The organism is Bradyrhizobium sp. 191 (genome assembly GCF_023100985.1).
GTDB lineage: Bacteria > Pseudomonadota > Alphaproteobacteria > Rhizobiales > Xanthobacteraceae > Bradyrhizobium > Bradyrhizobium diversitatis.
In genome coordinates this window covers 1,299,303-1,324,567 of the sequence record NZ_CP064692.1, presented here as the reverse complement: position 1 = coordinate 1,324,567, position 25,265 = coordinate 1,299,303, and the positions used below count along the sequence as shown (strand labels likewise).

The 25,265-nt window shown below is 65.8% G+C and carries 23 protein-coding genes and 1 pseudogene; 6 read left to right on the top strand and 18 right to left on the bottom strand.

Annotated features, from left to right (window positions below):
• The first annotated feature begins 131 nt into the window (after window positions 1-131).
• Window positions 132-1,382: an amidase family protein gene (locus IVB23_RS06175; protein WP_247802951.1), complete on the top strand. Its 1,251-nt coding sequence runs from the start codon at window positions 132-134 to the stop codon at window positions 1,380-1,382.
• Here the strand turns inward: IVB23_RS06175 and IVB23_RS06170 are convergent, their stop codons facing one another.
• Entirely contained in the window at window positions 1,383-2,132 is a 750-nt protein-coding gene (locus tag IVB23_RS06170; protein WP_247802950.1) for an aspartate/glutamate racemase family protein, read from the bottom strand.
• 3 nt (window positions 2,133-2,135) lie between these two features.
• On the bottom strand, window positions 2,136-2,915 hold the full coding sequence (locus tag IVB23_RS06165) for a GntR family transcriptional regulator (RefSeq protein WP_247804778.1): 780 nt from the start codon (window positions 2,913-2,915) through the stop codon (window positions 2,136-2,138).
• Between the two features lie 128 nt (window positions 2,916-3,043).
• On the opposite strand from IVB23_RS06165, the gene IVB23_RS06160 reads away from it, so the two are divergent.
• Genes IVB23_RS06160 through hydA form a run of 5 tightly spaced genes read left to right on the top strand, consistent with a single transcriptional unit; the run spans window position 3,044 to window position 7,821 of the window.
• The gene (locus IVB23_RS06160) at window positions 3,044-4,048 is read left to right on the top strand and encodes an ABC transporter substrate-binding protein (protein WP_247802949.1); all 1,005 of its coding nucleotides are present in this window, start codon (window positions 3,044-3,046) and stop codon (window positions 4,046-4,048) included.
• Window positions 4,032-4,883 carry an ABC transporter permease gene (locus IVB23_RS06155; RefSeq protein WP_247802948.1) on the top strand — a complete coding sequence of 284 codons (852 nt, stop codon included), beginning with the start codon at window positions 4,032-4,034 and terminating at the stop codon, window positions 4,881-4,883. Before IVB23_RS06160 ends, IVB23_RS06155 begins: the two co-directional genes overlap by 17 nt.
• On the top strand, window positions 4,883-5,659 hold the full coding sequence (locus IVB23_RS06150) for an ABC transporter ATP-binding protein (protein WP_247802947.1): 777 nt from the start codon (window positions 4,883-4,885) through the stop codon (window positions 5,657-5,659). Before IVB23_RS06155 ends, IVB23_RS06150 begins: the two co-directional genes overlap by 1 nt.
• A gap of 9 nt (window positions 5,660-5,668) precedes the next feature.
• Complete coding sequence (locus IVB23_RS06145; RefSeq protein WP_247802946.1) at window positions 5,669-6,400, top strand: aspartate/glutamate racemase family protein; 732 nt, start codon at window positions 5,669-5,671, stop codon at window positions 6,398-6,400.
• A gap of 11 nt (window positions 6,401-6,411) precedes the next feature.
• Window positions 6,412-7,821: a dihydropyrimidinase gene (hydA, locus tag IVB23_RS06140; protein ID WP_247802945.1), complete on the top strand. Its 1,410-nt coding sequence runs from the start codon at window positions 6,412-6,414 to the stop codon at window positions 7,819-7,821.
• 187 nt (window positions 7,822-8,008) lie between these two features.
• Here the strand turns inward: hydA and IVB23_RS06135 are convergent.
• From IVB23_RS06135 to IVB23_RS06060, 16 genes and pseudogenes are all read right to left on the bottom strand, one after another.
• Window positions 8,009-8,850 (bottom strand): annotated as a pseudogene (locus tag IVB23_RS06135) (IS5 family transposase).
• Between the two features lie 118 nt (window positions 8,851-8,968).
• Window positions 8,969-10,387 carry an IS4 family transposase gene (locus tag IVB23_RS06130; protein ID WP_247802944.1) on the bottom strand — a complete coding sequence of 473 codons (1,419 nt, stop codon included), beginning with the start codon at window positions 10,385-10,387 and terminating at the stop codon, window positions 8,969-8,971.
• An 89-nt stretch (window positions 10,388-10,476) separates the two neighbouring features.
• Window positions 10,477-11,103: an NAD(P)H-dependent oxidoreductase gene (locus IVB23_RS06125; RefSeq protein WP_247802943.1), complete on the bottom strand. Its 627-nt coding sequence runs from the start codon at window positions 11,101-11,103 to the stop codon at window positions 10,477-10,479.
• A gap of 3 nt (window positions 11,104-11,106) precedes the next feature.
• A complete protein-coding gene (locus tag IVB23_RS06120; protein WP_247802942.1) occupies window positions 11,107-12,681 on the bottom strand; it encodes an isochorismatase family protein in 1,575 nt (524 codons plus the stop codon).
• Between the two features lie 19 nt (window positions 12,682-12,700).
• Window positions 12,701-13,549 carry an MBL fold metallo-hydrolase gene (locus IVB23_RS06115; RefSeq protein WP_212256637.1) on the bottom strand — a complete coding sequence of 283 codons (849 nt, stop codon included), beginning with the start codon at window positions 13,547-13,549 and terminating at the stop codon, window positions 12,701-12,703.
• 30 nt (window positions 13,550-13,579) lie between these two features.
• Window positions 13,580-14,464, bottom strand: coding sequence for an amidohydrolase family protein (locus IVB23_RS06110; protein WP_247802941.1), 885 nt, complete (start codon window positions 14,462-14,464; stop codon window positions 13,580-13,582).
• Window positions 14,461-15,579, bottom strand: coding sequence for a VWA domain-containing protein (locus IVB23_RS06105; RefSeq protein ID WP_247802940.1), 1,119 nt, complete (start codon window positions 15,577-15,579; stop codon window positions 14,461-14,463). The genes IVB23_RS06110 and IVB23_RS06105 overlap by 4 nt, the downstream gene beginning before the upstream one ends.
• Entirely contained in the window at window positions 15,576-16,457 is an 882-nt protein-coding gene (locus IVB23_RS06100; protein ID WP_172784497.1) for a MoxR family ATPase, read from the bottom strand. The genes IVB23_RS06105 and IVB23_RS06100 overlap by 4 nt, the downstream gene beginning before the upstream one ends.
• A gap of 9 nt (window positions 16,458-16,466) precedes the next feature.
• The gene (locus IVB23_RS06095) at window positions 16,467-17,489 is read right to left on the bottom strand and encodes a molybdopterin cofactor-binding domain-containing protein (RefSeq protein ID WP_061882126.1); all 1,023 of its coding nucleotides are present in this window, start codon (window positions 17,487-17,489) and stop codon (window positions 16,467-16,469) included.
• Window positions 17,490-19,082, bottom strand: a complete 1,593-nt coding sequence (locus tag IVB23_RS06090) for a molybdopterin cofactor-binding domain-containing protein (protein WP_247802939.1) — start codon at window positions 19,080-19,082, stop codon at window positions 17,490-17,492. It lies immediately after the preceding gene.
• An 11-nt stretch (window positions 19,083-19,093) separates the two neighbouring features.
• On the bottom strand, window positions 19,094-19,570 hold the full coding sequence (locus tag IVB23_RS06085) for a (2Fe-2S)-binding protein (RefSeq protein WP_247802938.1): 477 nt from the start codon (window positions 19,568-19,570) through the stop codon (window positions 19,094-19,096).
• Window positions 19,571-19,576: 6 nt separating this feature from the next.
• Window positions 19,577-20,395 carry an FAD binding domain-containing protein gene (locus IVB23_RS06080; protein ID WP_247802937.1) on the bottom strand — a complete coding sequence of 273 codons (819 nt, stop codon included), beginning with the start codon at window positions 20,393-20,395 and terminating at the stop codon, window positions 19,577-19,579.
• Window position 20,396: 1 nt separating this feature from the next.
• Window positions 20,397-20,840, bottom strand: a complete 444-nt coding sequence (locus IVB23_RS06075) for an SRPBCC family protein (protein WP_061882130.1) — start codon at window positions 20,838-20,840, stop codon at window positions 20,397-20,399.
• 204 nt (window positions 20,841-21,044) lie between these two features.
• On the bottom strand, window positions 21,045-21,482 hold the full coding sequence (locus IVB23_RS06070) for an SRPBCC family protein (protein WP_061882131.1): 438 nt from the start codon (window positions 21,480-21,482) through the stop codon (window positions 21,045-21,047).
• Between the two features lie 10 nt (window positions 21,483-21,492).
• Window positions 21,493-24,405: a flotillin family protein gene (locus IVB23_RS06065; protein WP_197965522.1), complete on the bottom strand. Its 2,913-nt coding sequence runs from the start codon at window positions 24,403-24,405 to the stop codon at window positions 21,493-21,495.
• 25 nt (window positions 24,406-24,430) lie between these two features.
• Window positions 24,431-25,264, bottom strand: coding sequence for a phosphoenolpyruvate hydrolase family protein (locus IVB23_RS06060; RefSeq protein WP_061882133.1), 834 nt, complete (start codon window positions 25,262-25,264; stop codon window positions 24,431-24,433).
• Between the last annotated feature and the right edge of the window lies 1 nt (window position 25,265).

Genomic DNA, 25,265 nt, shown 5'->3' with positions numbered 1-25,265 from the left:
ATCGATCGGTTTGCGACCTCACAACCACGGAGCTTGCCCGCACGATTGCGAGGCGCGAACTGTCCTCGCGTGAGGCCGTTGAAGCGCATCTTGCGCGGATTGGGAGTCTCGACAGTCGGTTGGCGGCGTTCGTGACTGTCTATGCCGATGGTGCTCGCCGCGCCGCGCAGATTTGCGATGCGGCATCGGAGCCGCTCGGTCCGCTGCACGGTGTGCCTATCGGGATCAAGGACCTCACCGACACCGGCGGGCTTAAGACGACCTATGGATCGATGCTGTTTCGCGATCACGTTCCGGCCGAGGACGATCTGGTGGTCGCGCGGCTGCGCCGCGCCGGTGCGATCATTCTGGGCAAGACCAACACGCCGGAGTTCGGTTTCGGCGCGGTCTGCACCAACCGATTGTGCGGGCCGACGCGCAATCCCTACGATTCCGCACTGACCTCCGGCGGATCGTCCGGCGGCTCTGCCGTCGCGGTCGCATCCGGCATGGTGCCGCTGGCGCATGGCACCGATTTCGGTGGCTCGGTGCGCACGCCCGCAAGCTTCTGCGACGTCGCCTCGATCCGGCCGACGCCCGGCCGCATTCCGTCGCCGCGCCGCCCGCTCGGCTGGGACATGCTCGCCACCCACGGTTTCCTGGCCCGCGGTGTCGATGACCTCGCGCTTGCGCTGTCCGTGTGCGAGGGAAGCGATGGGCGCGACCCCGTATCGATCGGCCTCGGCAGCGACGATTGGTCGAACGCGGGACGTCCGAGGATCGCCGTCACACCCGATTTCGGCGTTGCACCGGTCGCACGCGACGTTCGCGTGCGTTTCACCACCGCGTGCGAGGCGCTGGCCCGGGTTGCCGAAATCGTGCCGTCGTCGCCCGATTGTAGCGGCGCGGTCGAAACCTTCCGCGTGCTGCGCGCTGCGCACATCGCCAACAGCTATGGCGAGTTGCTGAGGACCCGGCGTGCGGAGCTCACTCCGACGGTGATCTGGAATATCGAGGCCGGCACGAAACTGTCCGCGCAGGACTACCTCAACGCAAAACGGCGTCGCACTGCCATCTACCGCAGCTTTCGCGAACTGTTCATCGGTACCGATTTCCTGATTGCGCCGGCCGCGTCCGTCTTCTCCTGGCCGAACGAGATCAGCGATGTCACCGCAATTGACGGGGCGGCATTGGAGACGCCGATCGACTATCTCGCGGTCACCTTCATCGTGTCGCTGGTCGGCTTTCCGGTCCTGACCATACCGGTACGACGACGAGAAGCGAGCGAACTGCCCTTCGGCATCCAGATCATCGCGCTGCCGGGCGGGGAATCCCGCTTGTTTGCCTTTGGCCGTGTTCTCGAGAACGAATTGGGCTTTTCGCATCGTCGGCCGCCTCTCTGATCAGCTGTCGCGATGCTCGATCCGGGCGGCGAGCGCAGCGGCGAGACCGAGGGTCGGTTTGGCCGCGGGCCGCTGGAACGTTCCCGTTGCTGCCTTGCGCAGGCGCAAGGCCACCAGCGCTTCGGCCTGCTTCACTGAGGCAACGACCTGATCGACCACGGGAACGGGAATCCGGTCGGCGACGCGCTCGGCGAGGCCGGAGAGCGGGGCCCCGGCAAAGATCAGAACATCGGCCTTGTCCTCGACGATGGCGCGGTGGGCGAGTTCGACCAGCACGTCCTCCTTCTCGGTGCCGACCTCGGAGATGGCCTGAAACGGCGTATCGAGCATGCGGATGCCGGCGCAACGCTCCCACAGCCCGTGGGCGCGGACGCACTCCTCGTACCAGGGCCCGAGCGCCTGGGCGAAGGTGACGATGGCGAAGCGACGCCCCGCCATGCAGGCGGTCAGCATCGCCGCTTCCGCCATGCCGACCACGGGAATGTTGAAGGTCTCGCGCGCGGCGAACAGGCCGGGATCGCCGAAGGCCGCGATGATCGCGGCATCGACTGTCCTGTGCTGCTCGGCCAGCATCTCCAGCGCAATCGCCCCGCCGATCTGCGCCTCAGTACGTGTCGCGATATAGGGTACGCCGCGGGTCGCGGTGCAGGGGATCAGCTCCGTCCCGGGCGAGACCGCCCGCTGCCCGACACCCATCATCAGGTGCGTGACCTCGGCGCTGGTGTTCGGGTTGAGCAACAGCAGCTTCATGGTTCAGGCCGCCGTCCGCTTGGCCTGAGAGGCGGCGAGGACTTCGAGCAGGGCCGTGCCGGTACGCGCGACATGCGCGCCGAGCAGGCGGCCGGCCGCCTCGCCGTCGCGCGCTTCGAGGGCGGCCAGGATGTCGGCGTGCTCGTCGACCGAATTGCTCCAGCGCCGGTCGGCGCCGAGGGCGAGATATCGCGCGCGCTCGGCCCGGGAGATCAGCGTCTCGTGAGCTTCCCGCAGCGGCGTGTTGCGGGCCATGCGGACGATGGCGTTGTGGATCTCGCCGTTGATGGCGAAATAGTCGTCCAGCTTGCCGCTGCGGTGATGACCCTCCATGCGGGCCTGAAGCGTGCGCAGGCGGGCGAGGTCGCGCTCGGTCGCGCGCTCCGCAGCGAGCTCGGCGGCGAGCCGCTCGATTCCGGCGAGCGCCTCGAACAATTCCGAGATGTCGTCCGCCGCGATATCAGCAATGCGCGGGCTGCGGTTGGGACGAAGCTCGATCAACCCCTCCGCGGCAAGCACTTTCATGGCCTCGCGCAAGGGGGTGCGGGACACGCCGAGCTCCTTTGACAGCCAGGTCTCCTGAGTCTGCGAACCCGGCGGCAGTTCGCCGCGAATGATCATCGTCCGCATCCGCGCCGCGGCACGCTCATGCAGGCCCATCCGCTTGAGTTTGGGCGACTTTCGTCCCTTTGACGCTTCTGGTTTTGGCTGCACGCGTGCCTCGCTTATCACGTTGATCTTAGCCGTTTTCGGCTCCTTTGCTTGCCAAAAATATTGACGTATCTCGCTGAAAACAATGGCATAGCGCGCAAATTGTATTCAGCATGCAGAAAGTGGATTGCGTTGCGGCGAAGGGCGACGGATGATCCTGCGCAATGCGCGGATATCGCGCCTTCGGAGCGGAGTAAGCGATGCGGATGAGTTTGCGACTGGGTCTAGTGGCAATGGCGGCAATGCTTGGCGGAGGCGATCTCGCCTCGGCGCAGACGGCGAAGATCAAGCTCGGCTACGCCAAATGCGCGCACTGCTTGCCGATGTCGCTGATCCCAGGCATGGCCAAGGGCGTCGAGGTCGATGCCACCGGCTTCAACTCGGGGAACGACGTTCTCACCGCCTTGATATCGAAGAGCATCGACGTCGCGCAGGTCACCTATCTCCACTACATCACCGCGCTCGACAAAGGCTTTGACGTTGTTGCCGTGTCCGGTCAGATCAATGGCGGTTCGGAATGCCTGTCCTCCGCGAAGCTGAGCCTGCCGCCCGAGGACTGGGCCACGTTCAAGGCGACCGTTGCGAAGGCGAAGAGCGACGGTCAGCCGCTGAAGGTTGCGGCCTCCCGCGGCAACGCGCAGGACATCCATATGCGCGGGGCATTCCTCAAGCAGGGCGTCGATCCCAACAAGGACATCCAGTTCATCAACATCCCCAATCCGTCCGACCATCTCGCTGCACTCCAGCGCGGCGAGGTCGACATGATCTGCTCGGTCGAGCCGTTTGCATCGCAGATCCGGCTCGCCGGTGCCGGCAAGCACTTCGTGTTGCCGTATGAACAGGCCGCAGGCAATTTGACCAACTTGATCGTCACCCGCTCCGACGTGATTGCGAGTCAGCGCGCGGGCGTCCAGGGCGTCGTCAGCGCCGTGGTCGAGCTCGACAACAAGCTGATCGCCGACAAGGGGCCGTGGATCGAGGTCATCAACAAGCTCACCGGCCTCGACAAGACGGTCGCGACGGAGGCGTTGAAAAATGCATCGCCCGATCCTGCGATCCATCGGTCGCAGACGCTGGCGATCGCGGCGATGATGCGCGACCTCAAGTACATCTCCAAGGACGTCTCCGCGGAAGCGGAGAAGAACATGGACTATTCGTTCCTGGAAAAGGCCACGGGAAAGGCCAAGAATGACCTCGGTTACTGACGTCTCGACCGCGAGGCCGACGTTCCGGCTGACGCGGGCGTTCCAGGGGCTCGAACGCCTCGTCGTCCCCGCGCTGCTGATTGCGGGCTGGGAGGCGTTTGCCCGCAGCGGCATGCTGCCGCCCGCGCTGCTGCCGGCGCCGAGTGCGGTGCTGCATGCGCTCGGCGACTGGGTGTTCGGCTTCGACGAGACCACGCAGACCTATTCTGGCCATTGGCTGCGTGATGCGCTCGCCAGCGCTCTTCGCGTCTTTGGCGGCTTTGCATTGGCCAGCCTGCTCGGCATCCTCGCCGGGGTCGCGATCGGTTGGTCGCGGCTGTTCGAGAAGACGCTGGAGCCGACGCTGCAGATGTTGCGCCCGATCCCGCCGGTATCCTGGATTCCGCTCGCCATCATCTGGTTCGGCATCGCCGACAAGCCGGCGATCTTCCTGGTGTTCCTCGGCGCATTCTTTCCGGTACTGATGAACAGCATCCATGGCGTCAAGACCGTGGACCACAATCTCGTGCGGGCCGGCGCGATGATGGGCGCGAACGGCCGGCAGATGCTGACGGACATCGTGCTGCCGGCGGCGCTGCCGTCGATCTTCGCCGGGCTGCGCATTGCGGTCGGCTCGGCCTGGATGCTGACGGTTACGGCCGAGATGGTCGCGGTAAAGAGCGGCCTCGGCTACGTGCTCTGGGATTCCTACTACTTCCTGCGCTACGACATCGTGCTCGCGGCGATGATATCGATCGGGCTGCTCGGCTATCTCTCCGACCTCGGCCTCAAGGCGATCATGGCGCACACGCTGCGCTGGCAGCAGACAACCACCGTTCAGGGCAGGGCGGGCTGATGGCGGCAATCGAGCTTCGCAACATTGTCAAGGTGTTTTCCGACAAGCGGCGCGGCCGTGACCTCTTGACGCTGGACAACATCAATCTCGACATCGAGGCGAACGACTTCGTCTGCCTGCTCGGCCCGTCCGGCTGCGGCAAGTCGACCTTGCTCAACATCATCGCCGGTTTCGAGCAGGCGACGTCCGGCCGCACGCTGGTGGATGGCAAGCAGGTGGAGCATCCGGGCTCGGACCGCGGCGTGGTGTTCCAGCAGCCGACCCTGATGCCGTGGCTGACAGCGATCGACAACATCGCCTTCCATCTCAAGCTCAAGGGCGTTGCCAGGGCCGAGCGGCACCAGCGCGCCATGGAGTTCATCGACCTCGTCGGCCTTCGCGGTTTCGAGCATCATCATCCCTCCGAAATGTCGGGTGGCATGAATCAGCGCGTGGGCATCGCCCGCGCGCTGCTGATGAACCCGAGCGTCATCCTGATGGACGAGCCGTTCGCGGCGCTGGATGCCCAGACCAAGCTCGAAATGCAGGAGGAACTGGTCGCAATCTGGCAGAAGCGCCGCTGTACCATCGTGTTCGTCACCCACAGCGTCGACGAGGCGCTGGTGCTCGGCAACAAGATCGTGGTCATGACCAGGCGGCCGGGCCGGATCCGCGAGGCCGTCAACTTCGACCTGCCGCGCCCGCGCGACATCACTAGCCCCGAGTTCAACGACGCAAAACGCCACATCCTGTCCCTGATCCGCGAGGAGTCGACGCGCCTGGCGCAGGCGTCGTAAGGTTTCGACATGCGCAAGCGTCTCGGCATGATCACGCCGTCCTCCAACTCTGTGCTCGAGCCCGTCACCAGCGCCATGCTGGCCGACGCTCCCGGCGTCACTGCGCACTTTTCGCGCTTCCGCGTCACCGAGATTGCGCTCGACGCCGCCGCGCTGAACCAGTTCGATGCCTCCGCGATGCTTCCGGCCGCGGACCTGCTGGCGGATGCCAAGGTTGACGCCATCGCCTGGAACGGTACGTCCGCAAGCTGGCTCGGCATCGCCCGCGACCGCAGCCTGTGCGAGGCGATCACGGCCCGCACAAATGTGCCGGCGACGACATCGACGCTGGCCTGCATCGATGCCGCCCGCGCGCTCGGTGCCAGGCGCGTCGGCCTGGTCTCGCCCTATACCGACGATGTCCAGCGGCGCATCGCCGACGTCTGGGCCGAGGAGGGCGTTGCTCCGCATGCCGAGCGGCATCTGGGCTTCCGCGACAACTTCTCCTTCGGCGAGGTCGCGCCGGCGGCGATTGCGGACATGATCCGTGCTGTGGCGGCGGAGGGGGCTGACGTGATCGTCATTCTCTGCACCAATCTCGACAGTGCTGCCCAGGCGGCCTCGATGGAGCGGGAGCTGGGCGTCGCCGTGCTCGATTCGGTCGCAGTGACGCTATGGCGATCGCTCGGCCTCGCCGGCGGCGACATCCGGGCGCTTGCGCAGTGGGGGCGGATCTTCCAGACATTGCCAGGCATCAAGTGACGGAGGCATCAGTGACGCAGCTCGACCTCGCCATTCGCGGCGGCACCATCGTGACGGCCAGCGACGAGTTTCGCGCCGATATCGGCATTTGCGACGGCCGCATCGTCAGCATCGCCGATAGCATCGAGGGCGCGGTACGCGAGATCGATGCGACGGGCCTATTGGCGCTGCCGGGCGGCATCGACAGCCACGTCCATATCTCGCAGCCCTCGGGCCCCGACGTGGTGATGGCCGACGATTTTGCCTCGGCGACGCGTGCGGCGGCGGCCGGCGGCAACACCATGGTGCTGCCCTTCGCGCTGCAGGAGAAGGGTACCTCGCTGCGCAGCTGCGTCGAGAACTATCGCAAGCTCGCCGAGGGCGAATGCTACATCGACACCGCCTTCCATCTCATCATCTCCGACCCGACTGCCGTGGTACTCGGGCAGGAGCTGCCGGCGCTGGTCAAGGATGGCTACACCTCGTTCAAGGTGTTCATGACCTATGACGACCTCGTGCTCAGTGACAAGCAGCTGCTCGAAGTGTTCGACGTCGCGCGCCGCGAGGAGGCGCTGATCATGGTCCATTGCGAGGGCTACGACGCCATCCGCTTTCTCACCAGCAAGCTGGAGCGCGAAGGTCATATCGCGCCGTACTATCACGGCACCTCGCGGCCGCAGGCGGTCGAGCGCGAGGCGACGCACCGGGCCATCAGCCATGCCGAGGTGATCGGCGTTCCCATCATGATCGTGCACGTCTCGGGCCGAGAGGCGATGGAGCAGGTGCGCTGGGCCCAGCAGCGCGGCCTGCCGGTGCATGCGGAGACCTGCCCCCAATACATCACGCTGACGGCCGACGACATGAAGGGCCTCAACATGGACATCACGGGCGCGAAGTACGTCTGCTCGCCGCCGCCGCGCGATGTCGAGAGCCAGCAGGCGATCTGGGAAGGCATCACGTCGGGCGTGTTCCAAACCTTCTCGTCCGATCATTGCCCGTTCCGCTACGACGATCCCAAAGGGAAGCTGACGCCGAATGCGCGTACCTCGTTCCGCTGGGTGCCAAACGGCATCCCCGGCGTCGAGACCCGGCTGCCGATCCTGTTCTCCGAAGGCGTCTCGAAGGGCCGCATCACCCTGCAAAAATTCGTCGAGCTGTCGGCGACCAACCACGCCCGCATCTATGGCCTCTATCCGCGCAAGGGCTCGATTGGCGTCGGCTTTGATGCCGACATCGTTCTCTGGGATCCAAAATTGAAGAAGCCGATCCGGCAGGCCGATCTGCATCATGGCTCAGACTACACGCCATGGGAAGGCTTCGAGGTCACGGGATGGCCGGTGACGACGATCGCCAGGGGGCAGGTGGTCTGCAGCCAGGGCCGGATCGTCGGCACCAAAGGTACAGGCCAGGTGCTGAGCCGGGGCAAGTCGAGCCTGATCTGATTCAGCTCGACTCGCCGCCGACTGCGCCTCTAGCGCGGAATGGCATTAGGTCGATCGATTGCCACGGGCTCGGTGCGACCTCTCCCGCTTGCGGGAGAGGTCGCACCCACCGGGTCGCGCCGAAGGCGCGCCCGATGACAGGCTCCGGCGCGGGTGAGGGCTTTCTCCTCTAAGAGTCTGTCCGGGATCATGCTGTTTTTTGGCAGAGCTTTCGCAGCATGAGGCGGATTGAGGCGAGGCGCAAGAACGCCAATGCCTTTCGGTTGAGGCACTCCCAATCCTTGGCCAAACGGCGGCAGCGGTTGAGCCAGGCGATGGTGCGTTCGACGATCCATCGCTTGGGCAAGATCGCAAAACTCTTTGCTGTATCGGAGCGCTTGACGATCTCGACGTCGATTTGCCGGAGGATTTTGCGAACGGCGGACTGAAAGATCGGCCCCTGATAGCCGCCGTCAGCATAAAGCTTCAGCAGGAATGGATGCAGGCCAAACAGCGTGGCCATCACCAGCACCCCACCGTCACGATCCTGGATGTCCGCCGAATGCACGAGGGCGTGGAGCAGCAAGCCTTGAGTATCGACTAGGATGTGGCGCTTCTTGCCCTTGATCTTCTTGCCCGCATCGTAGCCATGCGGGTCGATCCACGCCCCCCTTTTTCCGCGCTCTTGACGCTTTGACTGTCGATGATGGCGGCGCTCGGGCTGGGTTCTCGGTTGGCCAATTCTCGACATTGTACATAGAGCGCGTGATGGATGCGATCGAGCGTGCCGTTCCAAGCCCACAAGTCAAAATAGTCGTGCACCGTGCTGCGTGGCGGCAGGTCCTTCGGGATCGCTCGCCATTGGCAACCGGTGCTCAGCACATACATCAGGCCATTGATCACCTCGCGCACATCGACCGTGCGCTTGTTGCCGCCTCGCTTGGCTGGCGCAATCAGCGGCTCCACCAACGCCCATTCCTCATCAGTCAAATCGCTTGGATAGCGTAGCCGGCTTCGGTCGTAACGACCGCGGTTCTCCTTCGTCCACATGGGCGCCCCTTCGAATCGGACCGCCACCCTTGAATCACAAATGATTCCGATGATTCAAGATGTTCCCGGACAGACACTAAGGGATTATCCCATTGCGGAAACACCCTCTCCCACAAGGCTAAGGCGTGCACATATCTCGGAGCCTCCAACCGGCTGACATTTGCTTGAAGCGGTGCCATCCTCTGCGCATAGTGATGGGACCTGGTGGCCGCTCCGAGGCGTAGCCGGTCCATCCTCCGAGGCGAGCGATGATCCATGCGAGCCATGCGACAGAGTGCTTGGAGTGAGGGTTCTTTTGCTTGACAGTCCTGCCTTCGAGCTGGACCTGCAAGATTTCGAGGATCGGCAGTTGGTCCGGAGGCACCACGTCGGTGGCGGGGCGGTCGACCGTGCCATCACGGGCGAGGACGAGCTGCATGATCTTGGTAGCTGCCGTCATCGCGATGGCAGCGAGCTTGAACAATGCCTCAGCCGCCTCGACTTGGCTGCTCTCGATGTCGAGGCCTTGGCTTTTACTGGTGCGGAACAACTGCTCGATGTGCCAGCGCTGACGGTACCAATCAACGATCTGCAGCGCCTGCTTCACGGTCGTCACCGTATGAGTGGTGAGAAGGCGCCAGTGGATCGACTCCCCGATAACGGGATCCAGTTCCTTCACTTCAACCAAGCGCAACGTCAATTGACGCGCAGCTTTCCGGTCGCTGCAGTTGGCCGGGCGCTTGATGGTCACCCCGCCAAAGCGCAGTGCGATCTTGGCCGTTCGTGCCGCACGGCCGGGCTGTGCCCGAACCTCCAAGTCGAAGCTATGCTGGACCGGCCAACTTTCGGCAATATCAAACAGCTTTCCGCCGCCCACCAGGGCGCGATCGCGACAGGCACGTGTAAGCAAATGGGTCCGTGCGTCAGGAATCCGGTCAAATTCCTCGTAAATGTCGCTCTCACGGTCGCCAACCACCGTGACCATCGCCGCAGCAGCAAGCGCACTCTTGGCGTCGGCCGCGCTCTTTATCCAACGATAGGACTCCTTCTCTTCGATTGGCTGGCTCTGGTAATCGGGCGACGCAGGCCCCTGGCGCGTCCAAATCTGCATCCCAGCGAGCCCGAGCAAGGCTCCGCTCCCGGCGTCAACGGCCAACACCGGATGCACAAACAGGCCTGGGTCAATCCCGTTCCCGGAAGGGCCAAGGCCGCGGACCCGGCCCGCATGCCTCGCGTAGTTCAGTTCCGTCGTGTCCTGGATCGCAAGCACATGCAGGCCTGCACACTGCTTCGACAGCACCTCTGCGCCATGCCCGACGATCTCGTCCACCGTTACGCTCGGATTGTTCAACCACCGGCTGAAGCCGACCCATTCGGCGCGGCCATCGGCCGCTGCTCGCAGATTCATCGTCACGCGTTCGACGGCGCGCCGCAACAACAGCGCCCCCTTTTGGCCAGTCGAACGTCTCCAAAACGGCCGACCGACCAATCCATTCCTGCCTTCAATGCGGTTATCCTTCTTAACCGCATTACAAAGAATCAGACTCGATTCACTCAAGGCAAGAAAATTCTGTGCACGCCTTAGCGCAAGCGGGAGAGGGGGCCGACTACCGTCGTTGCAGCGATTAAGACTCATCTCATCGCGCTTCAGAAGGTCGCGGCCATTGCAGCGAGGCGTTGATGGGCCCGTTCGCGGGCAGCATCGATCGGCGCTTGCGGTCCCGTGGTTGGACCGATCAGAACGAAACGGACATTTCTGATGCCGATGAAGCGCAGGATTTCCCGCAAGTAGGGCGTAGTCATATCGATGCGGCCGCGGTTCATGCCGGTGGCAAAATCGCTGCCGCTTGCGATGATCACCAGCGTCGGCCGATCCTGCAGCAGCGGGAAATATCCGTGTGACGGATCGAACCGAAAGGTGAGCCCGGGCTGGACGATGATGTCGAACCACTGCTTGAGCTTGTAGGGGAGGCCGAAGTTCCACATCGGGGTCGAGATCAGCACCCGGTCGGCGAGCGAGAAGCGCAGTGCCATTCGCTCCGCCTCGGCAAAGCTGTCGCGCTGCGCATCGGTGAAGCCCTGAGCCTTCATGCGTGCGTATTTGGCCTCGACGATCGGACCGGCGAACTCAGGCATCCGATCACGCCAGATGTTCACGACATCGATGTCCCAATCCGGCCGAGCCTGGCGGAAGCCATCGAGAAAGACGCGGGCGCCGGCCGTCGAGACGGACTCGGCGCGAGGCGAGCAGGACAGGTGCAGGAGCTTTGCCACAGCTCATCCCAGCGCTCTGATCACGGTGTCGGCTCTGGTCACGACGGCGACGTTCTGCATGGCGAAGTTGATCGAGGCGTGGTGCCAGTCGGCATTCATGGTCGAGCAGCAATCCTCGGGCACGATCATGAAATAGCCCTTGTCGGCGCCGGTCCGCGCTGTGTGCTCGACCGACATGTTGGTCCAGGCGCCGGTATTGATGATCATGTCGCGGCCGGTGGCCTTGAGAATCGTCTCCAGCCGCGTACCTTCCCAGGCGCTCATGCGCATCTTCTCGACGACGAAATCGCCGGGCCGTGGCTCGAGGCCTGAAACCGGGGCCGCGCCCCAACTCCCGCGCACCATCGCCTTGCTGTCGACGAGGCCTTCGAACAGCGGAGCGTTCAGCGTGACGCCGGGTGCGCCGGGCTCGACCACGAACCAGACATGGATGATGGCGACGCCGCGGGCCCGTGCGGCTTCTGCCAGGCGCCGCACATTCTCCACGACATGCTGCTGCTTGGCGTGTCCCGGCGCGCCGGACTCGGCGAAGGCGCCGCCGTCCATGATGACGTCATTCTGGAGATCCTGGATGATCATGGCGCAGCGTTGCGGATCGAGCCGCAGCTCACCCTCGGCGAGAATGGGCGCGGCCGGGGCGGAGCCCGATGTTGCGCCACCGCTGCTTCGCCGGCCGCTCATATACGGCTCGTGCCGCGGACCGGCCTTGGTCGGGATCGCATAGACCGAACGCGTCGCGGTCAGGTAGAGCGTGCGGAAGTCCGGCCCGCCCCAGGTGAGGTTGGCGACCAGCTCCGGCACGCGGACCTTGCCAAGCAGCTCGCCGCGCGGCGAATAGACCCAGACGCCGCCGGGCGCGGTGACCCAGATATTGCCGTGCTGGTCGCACTTCATGCCGTCGGGCAGACCGGGTTCGAGCTCGGACTTGATGCCACTCGCAAACACCCGTGCATTGGCCAGCGAACCGTCGCCGTTGACGTCGAAAACGCGGACCAGGGCCTGCACGGTGTCGTTGACATAGAGCAGCCGCTCGTCAGGCGAGAAGCACAGCCCGTTCGGCTGATCGAACAGATTGCGCTCGACCACGAGCTTCGGCTCGCTGCCGGGCACGAGGCGATAGACGCCCTGGAAGCCGAGCTGGCGCGGCCGCTCGACGCCATAGACTGGCATGCGGCCATACCAGGGATCGGAGAAATAGATCGCGCCGGATGAGTGCACGCAGACGTCGTTGGGGCTGTTCAGCTCCTGGCCGCCGAAATGCGAGGCCAGCACCTCGCGCCGTCCGTCGGTGCGTTCGCGGACCAGCGACGAGGTCGCGTGCTCGCAGACGATCAGATTGAGCTCGGCATCATAGGTCATTCCGTTGCACTTGTTCGAGGGATGCTTGACCTCGACGACGCCGCGCCGCGCATCCCAGCGCCTGCGCAGGTCGGCCGGCATGTCCGAGAACAGCAGATAATGATCGACCGGATGCCAGATCGGCCCTTCCGTGAAGTCGAAGCCGGTGCCGATCTGTGCGACCGGCGCATAGGGGTCGATCAGGGTCTCGAACTCGCTTCGCAACGTCACATGCGTCATCGGTCGATCCTCGATAACCTTAAGCCGGGAACCAGTTGCGCTGGGGGAGGGACTGTACGATCGGGCCGGGGACCTGATCATGCAGCCGACCCACGACGTTGCCGCCTTCGATCTTGGCGGGCCGGTCGTGTACCGGGAGCAGGTAGCGCGAATTGCTGAGAAGCTTCTTGATGGCCGCCTTCTCTGCGCGCTTGGTGGTGCCATGGTTGCCGGTGGTGCGCGGCTCCCAATCGTGTATTTCATGGAAAGGCGTGACGATCTGATCGTTGAAGTCGTAGATCACATCGCCGCAGATGGTCGCAATGCCGTCGGCTGTGTGGACGATGATATTCATCGAGCCCTCGGTGTGCGCGTTGGCGGCGTCGCAATAGACGCCGGGCATCAGCTCGATCGGTCCGGTGATCTCGAGATCCAGGAAGCGCAGCGCGCTCTTGGTGTGCAGGCGGTCGATCAGGTGCTTGATGTCGGGCGCCGGATATTGCGGATGCATCAGGCCGGAGACGGAATATTCGAGCTCCTTGCGGTTGAGCACGACGGTCGTGTTCATCGGGAACAGATCGTCCTTGCCGGCATGGTCGATGTGCAGGTGCGTGTGGCAGACGAAGCGAACGTCGCCCATGCGGACGCCGTGGCGCGCGAGCTGGTTCTCGATCATGTTCTCATGATACTGGAGACCCCGCATGCCCAGCGTCTCCATGATCTGATTGGAGCGATAGCCGGTGTCGACCACGACCGGATAGGGGCCGCCGAGGATCAGGAAGCCGAGGGTGAGGACGCGGCGGGTGCGGCCGCAGTCGCGGCCGAGCACCAGGAAGCTCGATTCCAGCTCGATATCGCCGTAGTCCAGGATCTTGATCTCCAGCGCCATTCGGTTCCCTCCTGTCTCGTTTCTTGTCTGTCAAAGCCGATAGACGCGCGTCGCCGTCGTCCTGAAGATCGCGTCCTGCTGCTCCGCACTGAACGGGGCGGCTGCTGCGCGAAAGGCTCCGACTAGCTCGCGATAACTGGTCCACAATTTCTCGATCGGGAAATTGGAGCCGAACAGGCAGCGCTCGGCGCCGAAGATCGCGACGGTGTCGGTGAGCACGGCGGCGATATGCGCGGGATCGTTGCGATGGATGAAGGTGCCGAGACCCGAGAGCTTCGAGACAACGTTCGGACAGGCCGCGAGCCGGGCCATCCCGGCGCGCCACGCTGCGCGCCCCGAGGGCGAGAGATCCTCGAGCATGCCGGCATGCTGCAGGATGAACGTCACGTCGGGGCAGGACTCGGCGAGCTGTGCAGCATCCGGCATTTGCGGCGTGAAGACCTGCAAATCGAAGCTCCAGCCGTAGCCGGAAAGACGCGCGACGTTGCGACGGATCACGGGATCGGCGCAGAGATCCGGTCGCGCCGCGAAGCGATAGAGCGGGTTCTCATGCCAGTGTAGCTGCATGCGCACGCCGCGCAGCAGTGGATAACGCTTGAGGCGGTCGAGCTGCGGGCGGACGTCGTCGGCCGCGAAATCGGCGTAGGCGACGATCGCGTGCGGCCAGCCGTGCTCGTCGGAGGTGCGCTGCACCCAGGCTGCTTCCTCCTCGAAATGCTCGGGCGCCCAGTTGGTCTGCACATAGACGGACCGGGTGACGCCGCTGTCCTCGAGATCGTCGAGATATTCCTGGATCGGGTAGTCGCGGCGGATCGGCTCGTAGGGGCCGAATATGCGCGGCTGCATCGGACCGGTCAGCCAGGGCAGATCGGCCTGCCGCCAGATGTGGTGATGGCCGTCGACAATATCGTTCACGCCGCTCTCCTTCCCAGTGCCAGGACATGAGCGACGATCGAGGCGCTCGATCCGCCGTCCACGAGATCGTCGACGAAGCGCTCGATCGCGACGAGCGCTTCGGTTTGCGGGCGGAAGCCGGGGCCTGTCGCGAGGGGCGTCAGCCAGCTCAGGCGCCAGGCCCGCCGCGATAATTTCGCGACCGCGTCGCGAAGGGCATCTGGCTCGCCGCGCTCGAGCCCGTCCGACACGATGATCACGGCGGCGCCGCGGGCGTAGCCGCCGAACCGTGGGACCGCCAGGAACGCCTGCAGCGCGTCGCCGATGCGGGTGCCGCCGTCCCAGTCGCTGACCAGATGCGCTGCGGCGCTCAGCGCCTGCTCGCGGCGTTTCAGCCGCAGCGCGCGGGTGACACGGGTCAGGCGCGTGCCGAAGGTGAAGACCTCGACGTCAGGCGCGGCCTGCACCAGCGCATGCGCCAGCCTCATGTTCTCCTCGGTGCGGCTTTTCATCGAGCCGGAGACGTCGATCAGCAGCAGGATCTTGCGCGGGCGCTGGCGCCGCTTCATGTGGCCGAGGCGCAGGATCTCGCCGTCGCTGCGGACGCTGTCGCGCAAGGTGCGGCGGAGGTCGGCGAAGGGGCCGCGGCGCGCCCGCGTGCGGCGGTGCCCACGCCGTCGCGGCAGGCGCCGCGGGGCCTCGCGTGCCAGGCGCCGCAGCGCATCGGTCGTGGAGAGCTGCGCGAAGCGGCGCTCGACCAGCGCCTCGGTGCGCGTCGCGGTCAGGCCGGACTCGCTCGCGTCATCGGAGAGCAGGGGCTCCTCGTCGCCGCGACCTTCCTCCTGGAGCCGGACGGTCTCGTCGTCCTCGCCGTCTTCGGCATGCTCGATCGCCTCGCCGCCACGGAAATGGAGGTCGAACAGCCGGTCGAAGGTGGCGCGGCGCTCGGGCGGCGGAGCGAGGGTGGCGAGCGCAGATTGCTTGATGTCGTCGAGGTTGCGCGGTCCCAGCAGCGCGATCGCGGCGAGGAACGCGGTGGTCTGCTCCGGCGCCACGGCGAAGCCGTTGGCGCGCAGCAGCGCGACGAAGGAAACAAAGGTGCGGGCAGCGCGTGGAAGCTGCAGCTCGGTGCTCATGCGGTCGCCTCCGCGAGCATGGCATCGAGCCGCGGCGCAATGAAGTGCAGGTCTTCTTCGTCCTTCAGCGCGACGCCGATCGAACGTTTGAAGGCATCAGGCCAGCGCGCGCCGCCCTTGTTGAGGAGGGTCGCGGCCTCGGCCCAGTCGACGGCTTCGGCGATGCCGGGCGCCTTGCTCAGCGGTTCGCGCCGCAATCTCTCGACGGCAGCGACGACGGCGCGGGCCGTGGCCTCGGCGACGCTGGATGCGCGCATCATGATGATCCGCGCCTCCCGCTCGGCGCTGGGATAGTCGATCCAGTGATAGACGCAGCGGCGGCGCAATGCCTCGTGCAGATCGCGCGTCCGGTTGGAGGTGAGTACGACGACCGGCCGCTCGGCGGCGCGCACCGTGCCGCGCTCGGGAATGGAGATCTGGAAGTCGGAGAGGAATTCGAGCAGGAAGGCCTCGAACTCCTGGTCGGCGCGGTCGATTTCGTCGATCAGGAGCACGGTGGAATCAGGCGCGCGCAGCGCGGCCAGCATCGGCCGCTCGATCAGGAAGGTCTCGCCATAGATGTCGATGCTCTCATCGCCGGCCTGGCGGATCGCCAGCATCTGGCGCGGATAGTTCCACTCATAGAGCGCGGCAGACGCGTCGATGCCCTCATAGCATTGCAGGCGGATCAGGCGGCGGCCGAGCACGGCAGCTATTGCCTTTGCCGCCTCCGTCTTGCCGACGCCGGGCGCGCCTTCCAGCAGCAGCGGCTTGCCCAGCGCAAGCCCGAGATAGGCGGCGGTCGCAAGGCCCTCGTCGGCGAGGTAATAGGCCGCGCGCAGCGCTTTCTCCAGCGCCTCCGGGCTGTCGATGCCGACGATGTTGCTGCGAACCGCCATGAACCCGCCTCAGCGCCGCGCCTGCGGCCGCGCGCCGCCCTGTGCCTTGATCGCCCGCAGCACTTTCTCGGGCGTGATCGGCAGGTCGTCGATGCGCACCCCGACGGCGTTGAAGATCGCATTGGCAACGGCCGGCAGCACCGGATTGGCGCACATCTCGCCGGGGCCTTTTCCTCCGAACGGACCATCAGGCGCGGGGCGTTCCAGCACCGCGATGTCGTGCGGGCAGATGTCGCCGGGGCCGGGCATCAGATACTCGACGAAGTCGCGCGGGCCGTGGACGGGATCGGGATAATACGGCTCCGGCGTCTCGTAGAGCGCGTGACTGACGCCCATCCAGGCGCCCCCGACGAGCTGCTGCTCGACCAGCCGCGGATTGAGCGCGCGGCCGAGCTCGTAGGCGGAGTCCATCCGGACCATCGCGATCTCGCCGGTCTCGTCATCGACCTCGACCTCGGCGACGAGGCAGGCATGGGCATAGCAGGTTGCCGGCGACATCTCGCCGGTTTCGGGATCGACGTCCGACAGCGGCACAAGAAAGATGCCGCGTCCGGAGATGGTCTTGCCCTGCTTGAACTGCGCGGCAATGGCGACGTCCTTTGTCGAGATCGAACGGTGCGGCGCGCCCTTGACGTGGATATTGCCGCGGCCGTCGGTTTCGAGATCGGCGGCGTTGACCTCGAGCTCCTCGGCGGCGGCCTCCATCATCACGCCGCGCGCCTCCCGGGCGGCGGCCATCACGGCGTTGCCGACGCGATGGGTGCCGCGCGAGGCGAACGAGCCCATGCAGTGCGGGCCGGTGTCGGAATCGGCGGTGTCGACGTAGACGTCCTCGACGGGCACGCCCAGCGTCTCCGCACAGATTTGCCGCGTCACCGATTTCATGCCCTGGCCGAGGTCGATCGACGACAGCGCCACGGTAAACTTGCCGCTCGGGTTGGAATGCACCAGCGCCTGGCTCGGATCGCCGCCGAGGTTCATGCCGATGGGATAATTGATCGACGCCATGCCGCGTCCGCGATGCCTGGTCATCTAGCGCCTCCTGGTGCCGAACACGGAGGAGAAGCGGGTCGCGCCGTGTGAAGGCGCGGCTGGCCGCGGCGGAGGAGGTGGCGGCGCCGGCGGCGGTGGCTCGCGCGGCGGTTCGCGGGTGACGGTGGGCGGGAGCCGATCGTAGCTGGTGCGCTGCTGTGCCGGAGTCGTCGGTCTCGGACGCGCATCCCCCGGCGTCGGCGGGATCGCGGCGCGGCTGCCGCCGCCGTCCTTGCGCGAGGAGGCGCGCCTGAACTCGTCGCGGATCGGCCATTTGGCTTTTTCCGCCGCAACCTGGACGCACTCGATCAGCGCGGTGTTCTTGGCCTCGCGCCGATGCGCCTTCATGTCGCCGTCGCGATAGGCGTTCAGGATCCGGAACTCCATGGGATCCATGCCGACAAGATGAGCGAGCTTGTCCATCTGGCATTCGATGGCAAAATCCATTGCGGTGACGCCGAAGCCGCGCATGGCGGTGGCCGGCGTCCGGTTGGTGAAGACGCAATAGACGTCGCCATAGACGTTCGGGATGGTGTAGGGCCCCGGCAGATGCGCGGCGCATTTCACGGCGGCATAGCTCGACAGCCGCGTATAGGCGCCGCTGTCGAAATAAGCGCGGATTTTGCGCGCGACGATGCGGCCGTCGCGCATGACGCCGTCCTTGATGTAGATGCGCTCGGCGCCGCGCGGCGGACCGTATTGCATCTCCTCCTCGCGCCCGAATACGTAGCGGACGGGACGTCCGGTCAGCATCGCGCCGAGGATCGCAAGCGGCTCGGTCAAGGTGTCCACCTTGCCGCCGAAGCCGCCGCCGACGGTGCCGCCGATGAAGTGGAACGTGTTGGAGGGCACGTCCAGGATTTTGGCGCAGGTGTCGACGGAGAAGAACAGCGCCTGGGTCGAGGTGTAGACGACATAGCGGCCGTTGGTGTCGGGCGCGGCGATGGCGCCGTTGGTCTCGGTCGGCGCATGCTCGATCGGCGACATCTGGTAGCGCTGCTCGAGCACGTGGTCGGCGGTTGCGAGCGCGGCATCGGCATCGCCGAAGCGCAGGCGCTGGTGATCGTAGACGTCGTGATAGATGAACGCGTTCTTCGGATAGGTCTCGTTGACTACGGGGGCACCGGGCTTGAGCGCGTCCTCGACGTCGAACACGGTCGGCAGCGGCTCGTAGTCGATGCGAACCTTTGCGAGGGCTTCGAACGCCTCGCGCTCGCTGTCGGCGACGATGGCGAGGATCGGCTCGCCCTTGTAGCGGACCTTGTCGACCGCCAGCGACGGCTCGTCGTCCTTGCCGAAGTTGATCAGGCTGAGCAGCGTGTTGAGGTTGCGTGGCACGTCGGCGCCGCGAATGATCCGGCGGACGCCGGCCGAGCGCTCGGCCTCGGTGGTATCGATGCGGCGCAGCCTTGCATGCGCTTGAGTCGAACGCACGACCTTCAGGTGCAGCATGCCCTGTAGCTTGTGGTCGTTGAAATAGCTAGACGTGCCCGTGATGTGGCCGAGCATGTCCTGGCGCTGGGTGCCCTTGCCGATTTCATTCAGGTTGTCGTCGCGCTCGTCGGCGAAGATGTCTTTGCGCAGTTCCAGCATGGTCGCGTCCTCTAGGCGCTGACCCGGCCGCCGGCGGCGGCGAGGATGGCGTTGATGATCGGCTCGTAGCCGGTGCAGCGGCAGATGTTGCCCGAGATGGCTTCGACCACCTCCTCGCGGCTCGGGGCGGGGTTGCGATCGAGCAGCGCCTTTGCGGCCATCAGCATGCCCGGCGTGCAATAGCCGCATTGGGCGGCGAAATTGTCGGCGAAGGCGCGCTGGAGCGGATGCAGGTTCGGGCCCTGTTTCATGCCATCGAGGGTCTCGATCGAGCGACCCGAGACCGTCTCGGCTAGTGTCAGGCAGGAGAGGTGAAGTTCACCGTCGATCAACACGCTGCAAGTGCCGCAGCCGCCCTGGCCGCAACCGAATTTCGGGGTCATGTCGCCGATCAATTCGCGCAACGCCACCAGGAGATTGGTGCCGCCGTCGACGAAGATCGCGACGTCGCGGCCGTTGTGGCGAAACTGAAGGGGGATTTTTGTCATGGCGAGCTATTCCTGTCCCGACAGCAGGCGCCGCAAATGTACGCCGACGATCTCGCGGCGATACCAGGCGCTGCCGAGCGCGTTGTCGGACGGCGAGGTTCCTTCGCTTGCCGCGGAGGCTGCGGCTGCGATGGCAGCCGCATCCAGCGAGCGGCCTTCCAGCGCGCGTTCGGCCGCGCGGGCGCGGATCTGGGTCGGGGCCATCGAGCCCAGCGCGATCCGCGCGCCGGCGACCCGGCCGCCGCTGACCGGCAGATGCGCGGCGAGCGTGATCACCGAGCCGCCCTTCGGCTTGATGCGCGCGATCTTGCGATAACGGAACGCCTCGCTGCTGGCGGGCCGCGTGCAGGACACCGACAGCACCAGCGTCCCCGCTTGGCGCTCGCGCCCCTGCAGGAACTCCTCGATCGGAATATCGCGCGAGCCGAAGCCGCCTTGCACCGCAATCGTGGCGTCGAGCGCCAGCAGCGCCACGGTGAAATCGCCGTAAGGGTTGGGCGCGAACAGATTGCCGCCGACCGTGCCCATGTTGCGCACGGCGGGACCGCCGATCGAGCGGGCGGGGGCATGCAGGAAGGCGAGGTCGCGCTCGGCCAGCACGCGCGCGAAGGTGACGCCGGCACCGAGCGTGATGCGCGGGCCTGAGGCATCGGTCCGGGTCAGCGCCTGGTCCTGCGCGCGGACGATCGTCGAGATCGACACGTCGCCTTCGTTCAGCGCCCGCATCACCAGCGTGCCGCCGCCGAGATAACGCGCGCTCCGGTCCGACGACAGCGCGCCAGCCGCCTCGCTCGCATTCGCAAAAGTCTTTACCGTCACGGCCATGCTATGCGGCCTCCTTCAGATGTCGGCGGATCGCCTCGAACCCTGCCTGATAGATGTCTTCGGCGACCATGTGGGTGATGCGGTCCTTGTCTTCCGGCTTCGTCGTGAATCGCGATTCCCAGTGCCAGAAGGTGCGGTCGCCGTCGGTGACCGGCAGCAGCCGGACGTGAGCGACATAGTTGAACATCGGGACCGGCGTATCGAGCAGGCAGTAGCTGAACGCCTGCTCGAGGTCGGACAGCGCCAGCAGCTGCTCGCGCAGCTCCGAACCGTCCTTGAGCTTGAAACGCCTGACGCAGCCGATCTTGTCGGAGGATTGCGCACGCTCGATGGAAGAGGTCGCGACCGCCGGATGCCAGCGGTCGTGCCCATTGAAATCGCGCAGCACGTCCCACACCGCGTCGGTCGGTGCGTCCAGGATCGTGCTCTTGACGATATGCGGCACGGTCAGCCCTCTGTTGTTCTCTTCACATCGCCCCGCTTGCGGGGAGAGGTCGGCGCGAAGCGCCGGGTGAGGGGGAGTCTCCGCGAGTCCAACTGCCTCCGTCCCCGGAGAGGCTCCCCCTCCCCCCAACCCTCACAGCGCGAGCGACCCCGCAAGCGGGGCGAGGGGGCGCAGTGTGCCTTGATCGAAACAGGTCGGATCACGTCAGCCCCCGAACACGCGCTTCAAGGCGTCGAAGCCGCCCTGGAACACGCCGCCGCCGATGTTGCTGACGAGCTCGGTCTCCCGCTCCGGCGCGCAGTCGAACTCAGCGGTCCATTCCACGAAGGTCTGGTCGCCGTCCGTGACGGGCGTCAGCCGCAGGGTGGCGACGTAGTTCTCGACGCCCATCGGCGATTCCAGGATCGAATAGGTGCAGAACATGTCGTAATCGGAGAGGCCGAGCAGCTTCTCGCGGATGCGGTCGCCGTTGCGCAGGCGGAAATCCCTGACACAGCCGATCTTGTCGGAGGGCTCGCCGCCTTCGATGCGGCTTTCGGCGATGGCCGGATGCCAGTTCGGCAGGCCGTTGAAATCGCGAACCCGTGCCCAGACGCGGTCGTTGCGGGCGTTGACGACGGTGGAGACGTAGACGCGGGCCATCGCTCAAACCTCAGCTCTTCTTCCGCGGGCCGCGCTCGGAATGCTCGCCGCCCTCGGTCGCGGGCGGGGAGGCCGCCGGCTTCTCGCCACCGCCAGCACCTCCGCCGCCCTTGCGCGCGGCCTCCTTGATGCCCTGCATGTCGCGAGCTTCGCGGATCAGCCCCGGCATCTTGGCGAGACTGCCGCCTTCGACGCCGATGTCCGACAGGATGGAATCGATCAGCGGCGCCTGGACGCGGTAGCGCAGGGCCGAGTCGATCACCTCGTCGGTGGCGCTGCGGCCGCCATTGCCGTTGCCGTGGCCGTTGCCGTTGAGGCCGTCGACCTGGAGAATGCGGATGCCCTCGATCTTCTCCATCGGCTTGACGCTCTCGCGCACGATGCCCTCGATGCGGTCGAGCAGCTTTCTGCGGAACAGCGAGTAGCGCGCCTGGTCGGTCAGCACGTTCTCGGCCTCGTTGAGCAGCCGCTGCGCCTCGGCCTCGACCGCCGCGCGCACGCGCTCGGCTTCGGCCGCGATGCGCGTCTCCTCGGCCTGCTTCTCGGCAAGCAGGATTTCGACGGTCTTGCGCCGCTTGGCGATCTCGCTCTCCCGGGCCGTGACGACGCGCTCGGTAGCTTCCGTCGCGCGCATCCGCGCTTCCTCGGCAGACGCCTTGGCTGCGGACTCTTCCAGGGATTTTGTGTGGATGGCGATCGCCTTCTCCATCAGGACGGTCTCGACCTCCTTCTCGCGATTGACCTCGAGCTTGCGCAGCTCGCGCTCGCGCCCGATGCGGGCTTCGTCGAGACCGCGGTCGGAGGCGATGCGGGCACGCTCGACCTCCTCGCGCGAGGCGATCTCGGCTTCCTGGAGCGACTGGACGCGGGCGACTTCGAGCTGCTCGATGGCGCGGCGCCGCTCGATGCGGGCCGCTTCCAGCGCCTGCTCGCGCGAGACGTCGGTGGTCTCGACCTCCTTGCGCGCGACGATCTCGGCCTGCTTGACCTGGCGATCGGCGTCGATGCGTTCGGAGCGCTTGGTGGAGAGGGCGATGACGCGGTCCTCGTCGGCGATCTCGATCGCCTTCTTCTGCTCGATGTTGAGCACCTCGCGCTTCTTGGAGGAGTTGATGCGCTCGGCTTCGAGCGCCAGATCGACCGTGATGCGCTGGCGCTCGACGGCGTCGCGCTGCTTCAGCTCGGCCGCCTCCAGCGCTCCGGTGCGCTCGATCTCGAGCGCGCGCGTCTCCCGTTCGGCCTGGATCCGCTCGGCCGCAACCGCCTTTTCCTGGGCGATGCGGGCCGCCTCGATCGCCTCGCGCGAGGCGATGTCGGCTTCCTCGACGGCGCGGTTGCGGGCGATCTCCAGCGAGCGCACGCGCTCCTCCTGCGCGATACGCGAGGCTTCCGTGGTCTCGCGCGCGGCAATGCCGGCGACGTCGAGCGCCTGGTTGCGCTCGATCTCCAGCTGCCGCGTGTTCTGCTCGGCGGCGATGCGTTCGGCGGCGAGCGTCCGCTCGCGGGCGATGCGGGCGGCCTCGACCGCGCGCTGGGCCTCGATCTCGGCCTCCTGGATGGTCCGCACTTGCTGGATCTCCAGGGCGCGGGTGCGCTCGTCGGAGGAGATGCGCTCGACATTGACGATCAGCGTCTGCGCGATGCGGGCCTTTTCAGTGGCCTCGCGGGCGGCGATCTCGGCCTCGTCCACGGCGCGGGTACGCTCGATCTCGCGGCGGCGCGTCTCTTCTTCGTTGGCGATGCGGGCGTCGGTGACGACGCGGTCCTGCTGGATGCGCGCTTTTTCGATCGCTTCGCGGGCCGCGATCTCGGCTTCCTCCACCGTGCGCATGCGCTCGATCTCGCGCTGGCGCACCTCGCGCTCGGAGGCAATGCGGGTGGTGTCGATCGAGCGCTGGTTGGCGATCCTCGTCTTCTCGATCTCCTCGCGCGCCAGCAGCTCCTTTTCCTCGATGGTGCGGGTCCGCTCGATCTCCCTCTGGCGGGTCTCGCGCTCGGAGGCGATGCGGGCTTCCGCAATCGCCTGGTCATTGGCGATGCGGGCGCGCTCGATCGCCTCGCGAGCGGAAATCTGCGCCTGTTCGGCCTCGGTTTCGCGCAGCGCCCGTTCGCGGGCAACCTCGGTGCGCTGGAGCGCGCGGCGCATCTCGATGTCGCGTTCCTGCTCCAGGCGCGCGGTCTCGCTCTCGCGCTCGATCTCCAGCGCCTGCCGCTCGGCCTCCAGATTGCGGGCGCGGATCTTGATCATCGAGTCCTGCTCGATGTCGTTGCGCAGCTTCCGCTTGGCCTCGATGTCCTGCATTAACTGGGTCAGACCTTCGGCGTCGAACCGGTTCGAGGGATTGAAGAATTCGAGATCGGTCTGGTCGAGATCGGTGATGGCGACCGATTCCAGTTCGAGGCCGTTCTGGGCAAGGGCTTCCGCCGCTTCGGTCTTGACGCGCGCGACATAGTCGCCGCGCCGCTCGTGCATCTCCTCCATGGTCATTTCGGAGGCGACCGAGCGAATCGCAGAGATGAACTTGCCGGCGAGCAGCGCATGAAGTTGCTCCGGCGCCATGGTGCGGCGGCCGAGCGTCGCCGCGGCGATCGAGACCGCTTCGCGGGTCGGCTGCACCCGGACGTAGAAGTCGGCCTCGATGTCGACCCGCATGCGGTCGCGGGTGATCACGGCATCCTGTCTGGAGCGGACGACCCCCATCGGCAACACGTTCATGTTGACCGGCGTGTAATCGTGGATGAATGGCAGCACGAAGGCGCCGCCATTGATCACCACGCGTTCGCCGAGGAAACCCGTCCGGACGAACGACGTCTCCTTGGAGGAGCGATGATAGAGCCAGTTCACGATGTAGACGCCAACCACGATCACGATGATCGCGACGATCAGCCAGAGGATCAATTCACCGACCAGATTGCCCGACATCCTTCCCTCCCTCGTCCTTTCGGCGTTACCGCGCGCCGATCGCCTTGAATTGACGTACCTGCTCCGTCAGCGCCCGCTCAACCGGCAGTCGCTCCATCGAGGAGGCGCCGTAGAAGCCATGGCAGTGGCGGGTGTTCTTCATAATGAAATCGGCGTCGGCGGGATCCGCGATCGGACCGCCATGCGCGAGTACCAGGATGTCTGGATTGACACTGAGCGCTGCGGAAGCCCAGGTGTCGATACGCGCGGGGCAGTCCCCGAGCTTTGGCGCGGTGTGCGCACCGATCGTGCCGCCGGTCGTCAGGCCCATGTGGCAGACGATGATGTCGGCGCCGGCGATCGCCATCGCGGCGGCTTCCTTCTCGCTGAACACGTAGGGCGTGGTCAGCATGTCCTTGTCGTGCGCCTTTGCGATCATGTCGATCTCGAGCGCATAGGACATGCCGGTCTCCTCGAGATTGGCGCGGAAGGTGCCGTCGATCAGCCCGACGGTCGGAAAGTTCTGGACGCCTGCGAAACCAAGCGCCTTCAGCTGGTCGAGGAAGACATCCATGTCGCGGAAGGGATCGGTGCCGTTGACGCCCGCCAGCACGGGGGTCTGGTCGACCACAGGGAGCACTTCGCAGGCCATCTCCAGCACGATGGCATTGGCGTCGCCGTAGGCCATCAGGCCAGCGAGCGAGCCGCGGCCGGCCATGCGATAGCGGCCGGAATTGTAGATGACGATGAGATCGACGCCGCCAGCTTCCTCGCATTTGGCCGACAGCCCGGTGCCAGCACCTCCACCAACGATCGGCACGCCGCGCCTCGCCATGTCGCGAAACTTCTTCAGGAGGGCTGCGCGTTCAAATCTGGCCATC

Excerpts from the sequence above, each read along its gene's own strand:
- IVB23_RS06170 (WP_247802950.1), bottom strand. The coding sequence starts at position 2,132 with ATGAAGCTGCTGTTGCTCAACCCGAACACCAGCGCCGAGGTCACGCAC.
- IVB23_RS06160 (WP_247802949.1), top strand. The coding sequence starts at position 3,044 with ATGCGGATGAGTTTGCGACTGGGTCTAGTGGCAATGGCGGCAATGCTT.
- IVB23_RS06155 (WP_247802948.1), top strand. The coding sequence starts at position 4,032 with ATGACCTCGGTTACTGACGTCTCGACCGCGAGGCCGACGTTCCGGCTG.
- IVB23_RS06150 (WP_247802947.1), top strand. The coding sequence starts at position 4,883 with ATGGCGGCAATCGAGCTTCGCAACATTGTCAAGGTGTTTTCCGACAAG.
- IVB23_RS06145 (WP_247802946.1), top strand. The coding sequence starts at position 5,669 with ATGCGCAAGCGTCTCGGCATGATCACGCCGTCCTCCAACTCTGTGCTC.
- IVB23_RS06120 (WP_247802942.1), bottom strand. The coding sequence starts at position 12,681 with ATGACGCATGTGACGTTGCGAAGCGAGTTCGAGACCCTGATCGACCCC.
- IVB23_RS06115 (WP_212256637.1), bottom strand. The coding sequence starts at position 13,549 with ATGGCGCTGGAGATCAAGATCCTGGACTACGGCGATATCGAGCTGGAA.
- IVB23_RS06105 (WP_247802940.1), bottom strand. The coding sequence starts at position 15,579 with ATGAGCACCGAGCTGCAGCTTCCACGCGCTGCCCGCACCTTTGTTTCC.
- IVB23_RS06100 (WP_172784497.1), bottom strand. The coding sequence starts at position 16,457 with ATGGCGGTTCGCAGCAACATCGTCGGCATCGACAGCCCGGAGGCGCTG.
- IVB23_RS06095 (WP_061882126.1), bottom strand. The coding sequence starts at position 17,489 with ATGACCAGGCATCGCGGACGCGGCATGGCGTCGATCAATTATCCCATC.
- IVB23_RS06090 (WP_247802939.1), bottom strand. The coding sequence starts at position 19,082 with ATGCTGGAACTGCGCAAAGACATCTTCGCCGACGAGCGCGACGACAAC.
- IVB23_RS06085 (WP_247802938.1), bottom strand. The coding sequence starts at position 19,570 with ATGACAAAAATCCCCCTTCAGTTTCGCCACAACGGCCGCGACGTCGCG.
- IVB23_RS06080 (WP_247802937.1), bottom strand. The coding sequence starts at position 20,395 with ATGGCCGTGACGGTAAAGACTTTTGCGAATGCGAGCGAGGCGGCTGGC.
- IVB23_RS06070 (WP_061882131.1), bottom strand. The coding sequence starts at position 21,482 with ATGGCCCGCGTCTACGTCTCCACCGTCGTCAACGCCCGCAACGACCGC.
- IVB23_RS06065 (WP_197965522.1), bottom strand. The coding sequence starts at position 24,405 with ATGTCGGGCAATCTGGTCGGTGAATTGATCCTCTGGCTGATCGTCGCG.
- IVB23_RS06060 (WP_061882133.1), bottom strand. The coding sequence starts at position 25,264 with ATGGCCAGATTTGAACGCGCAGCCCTCCTGAAGAAGTTTCGCGACATG.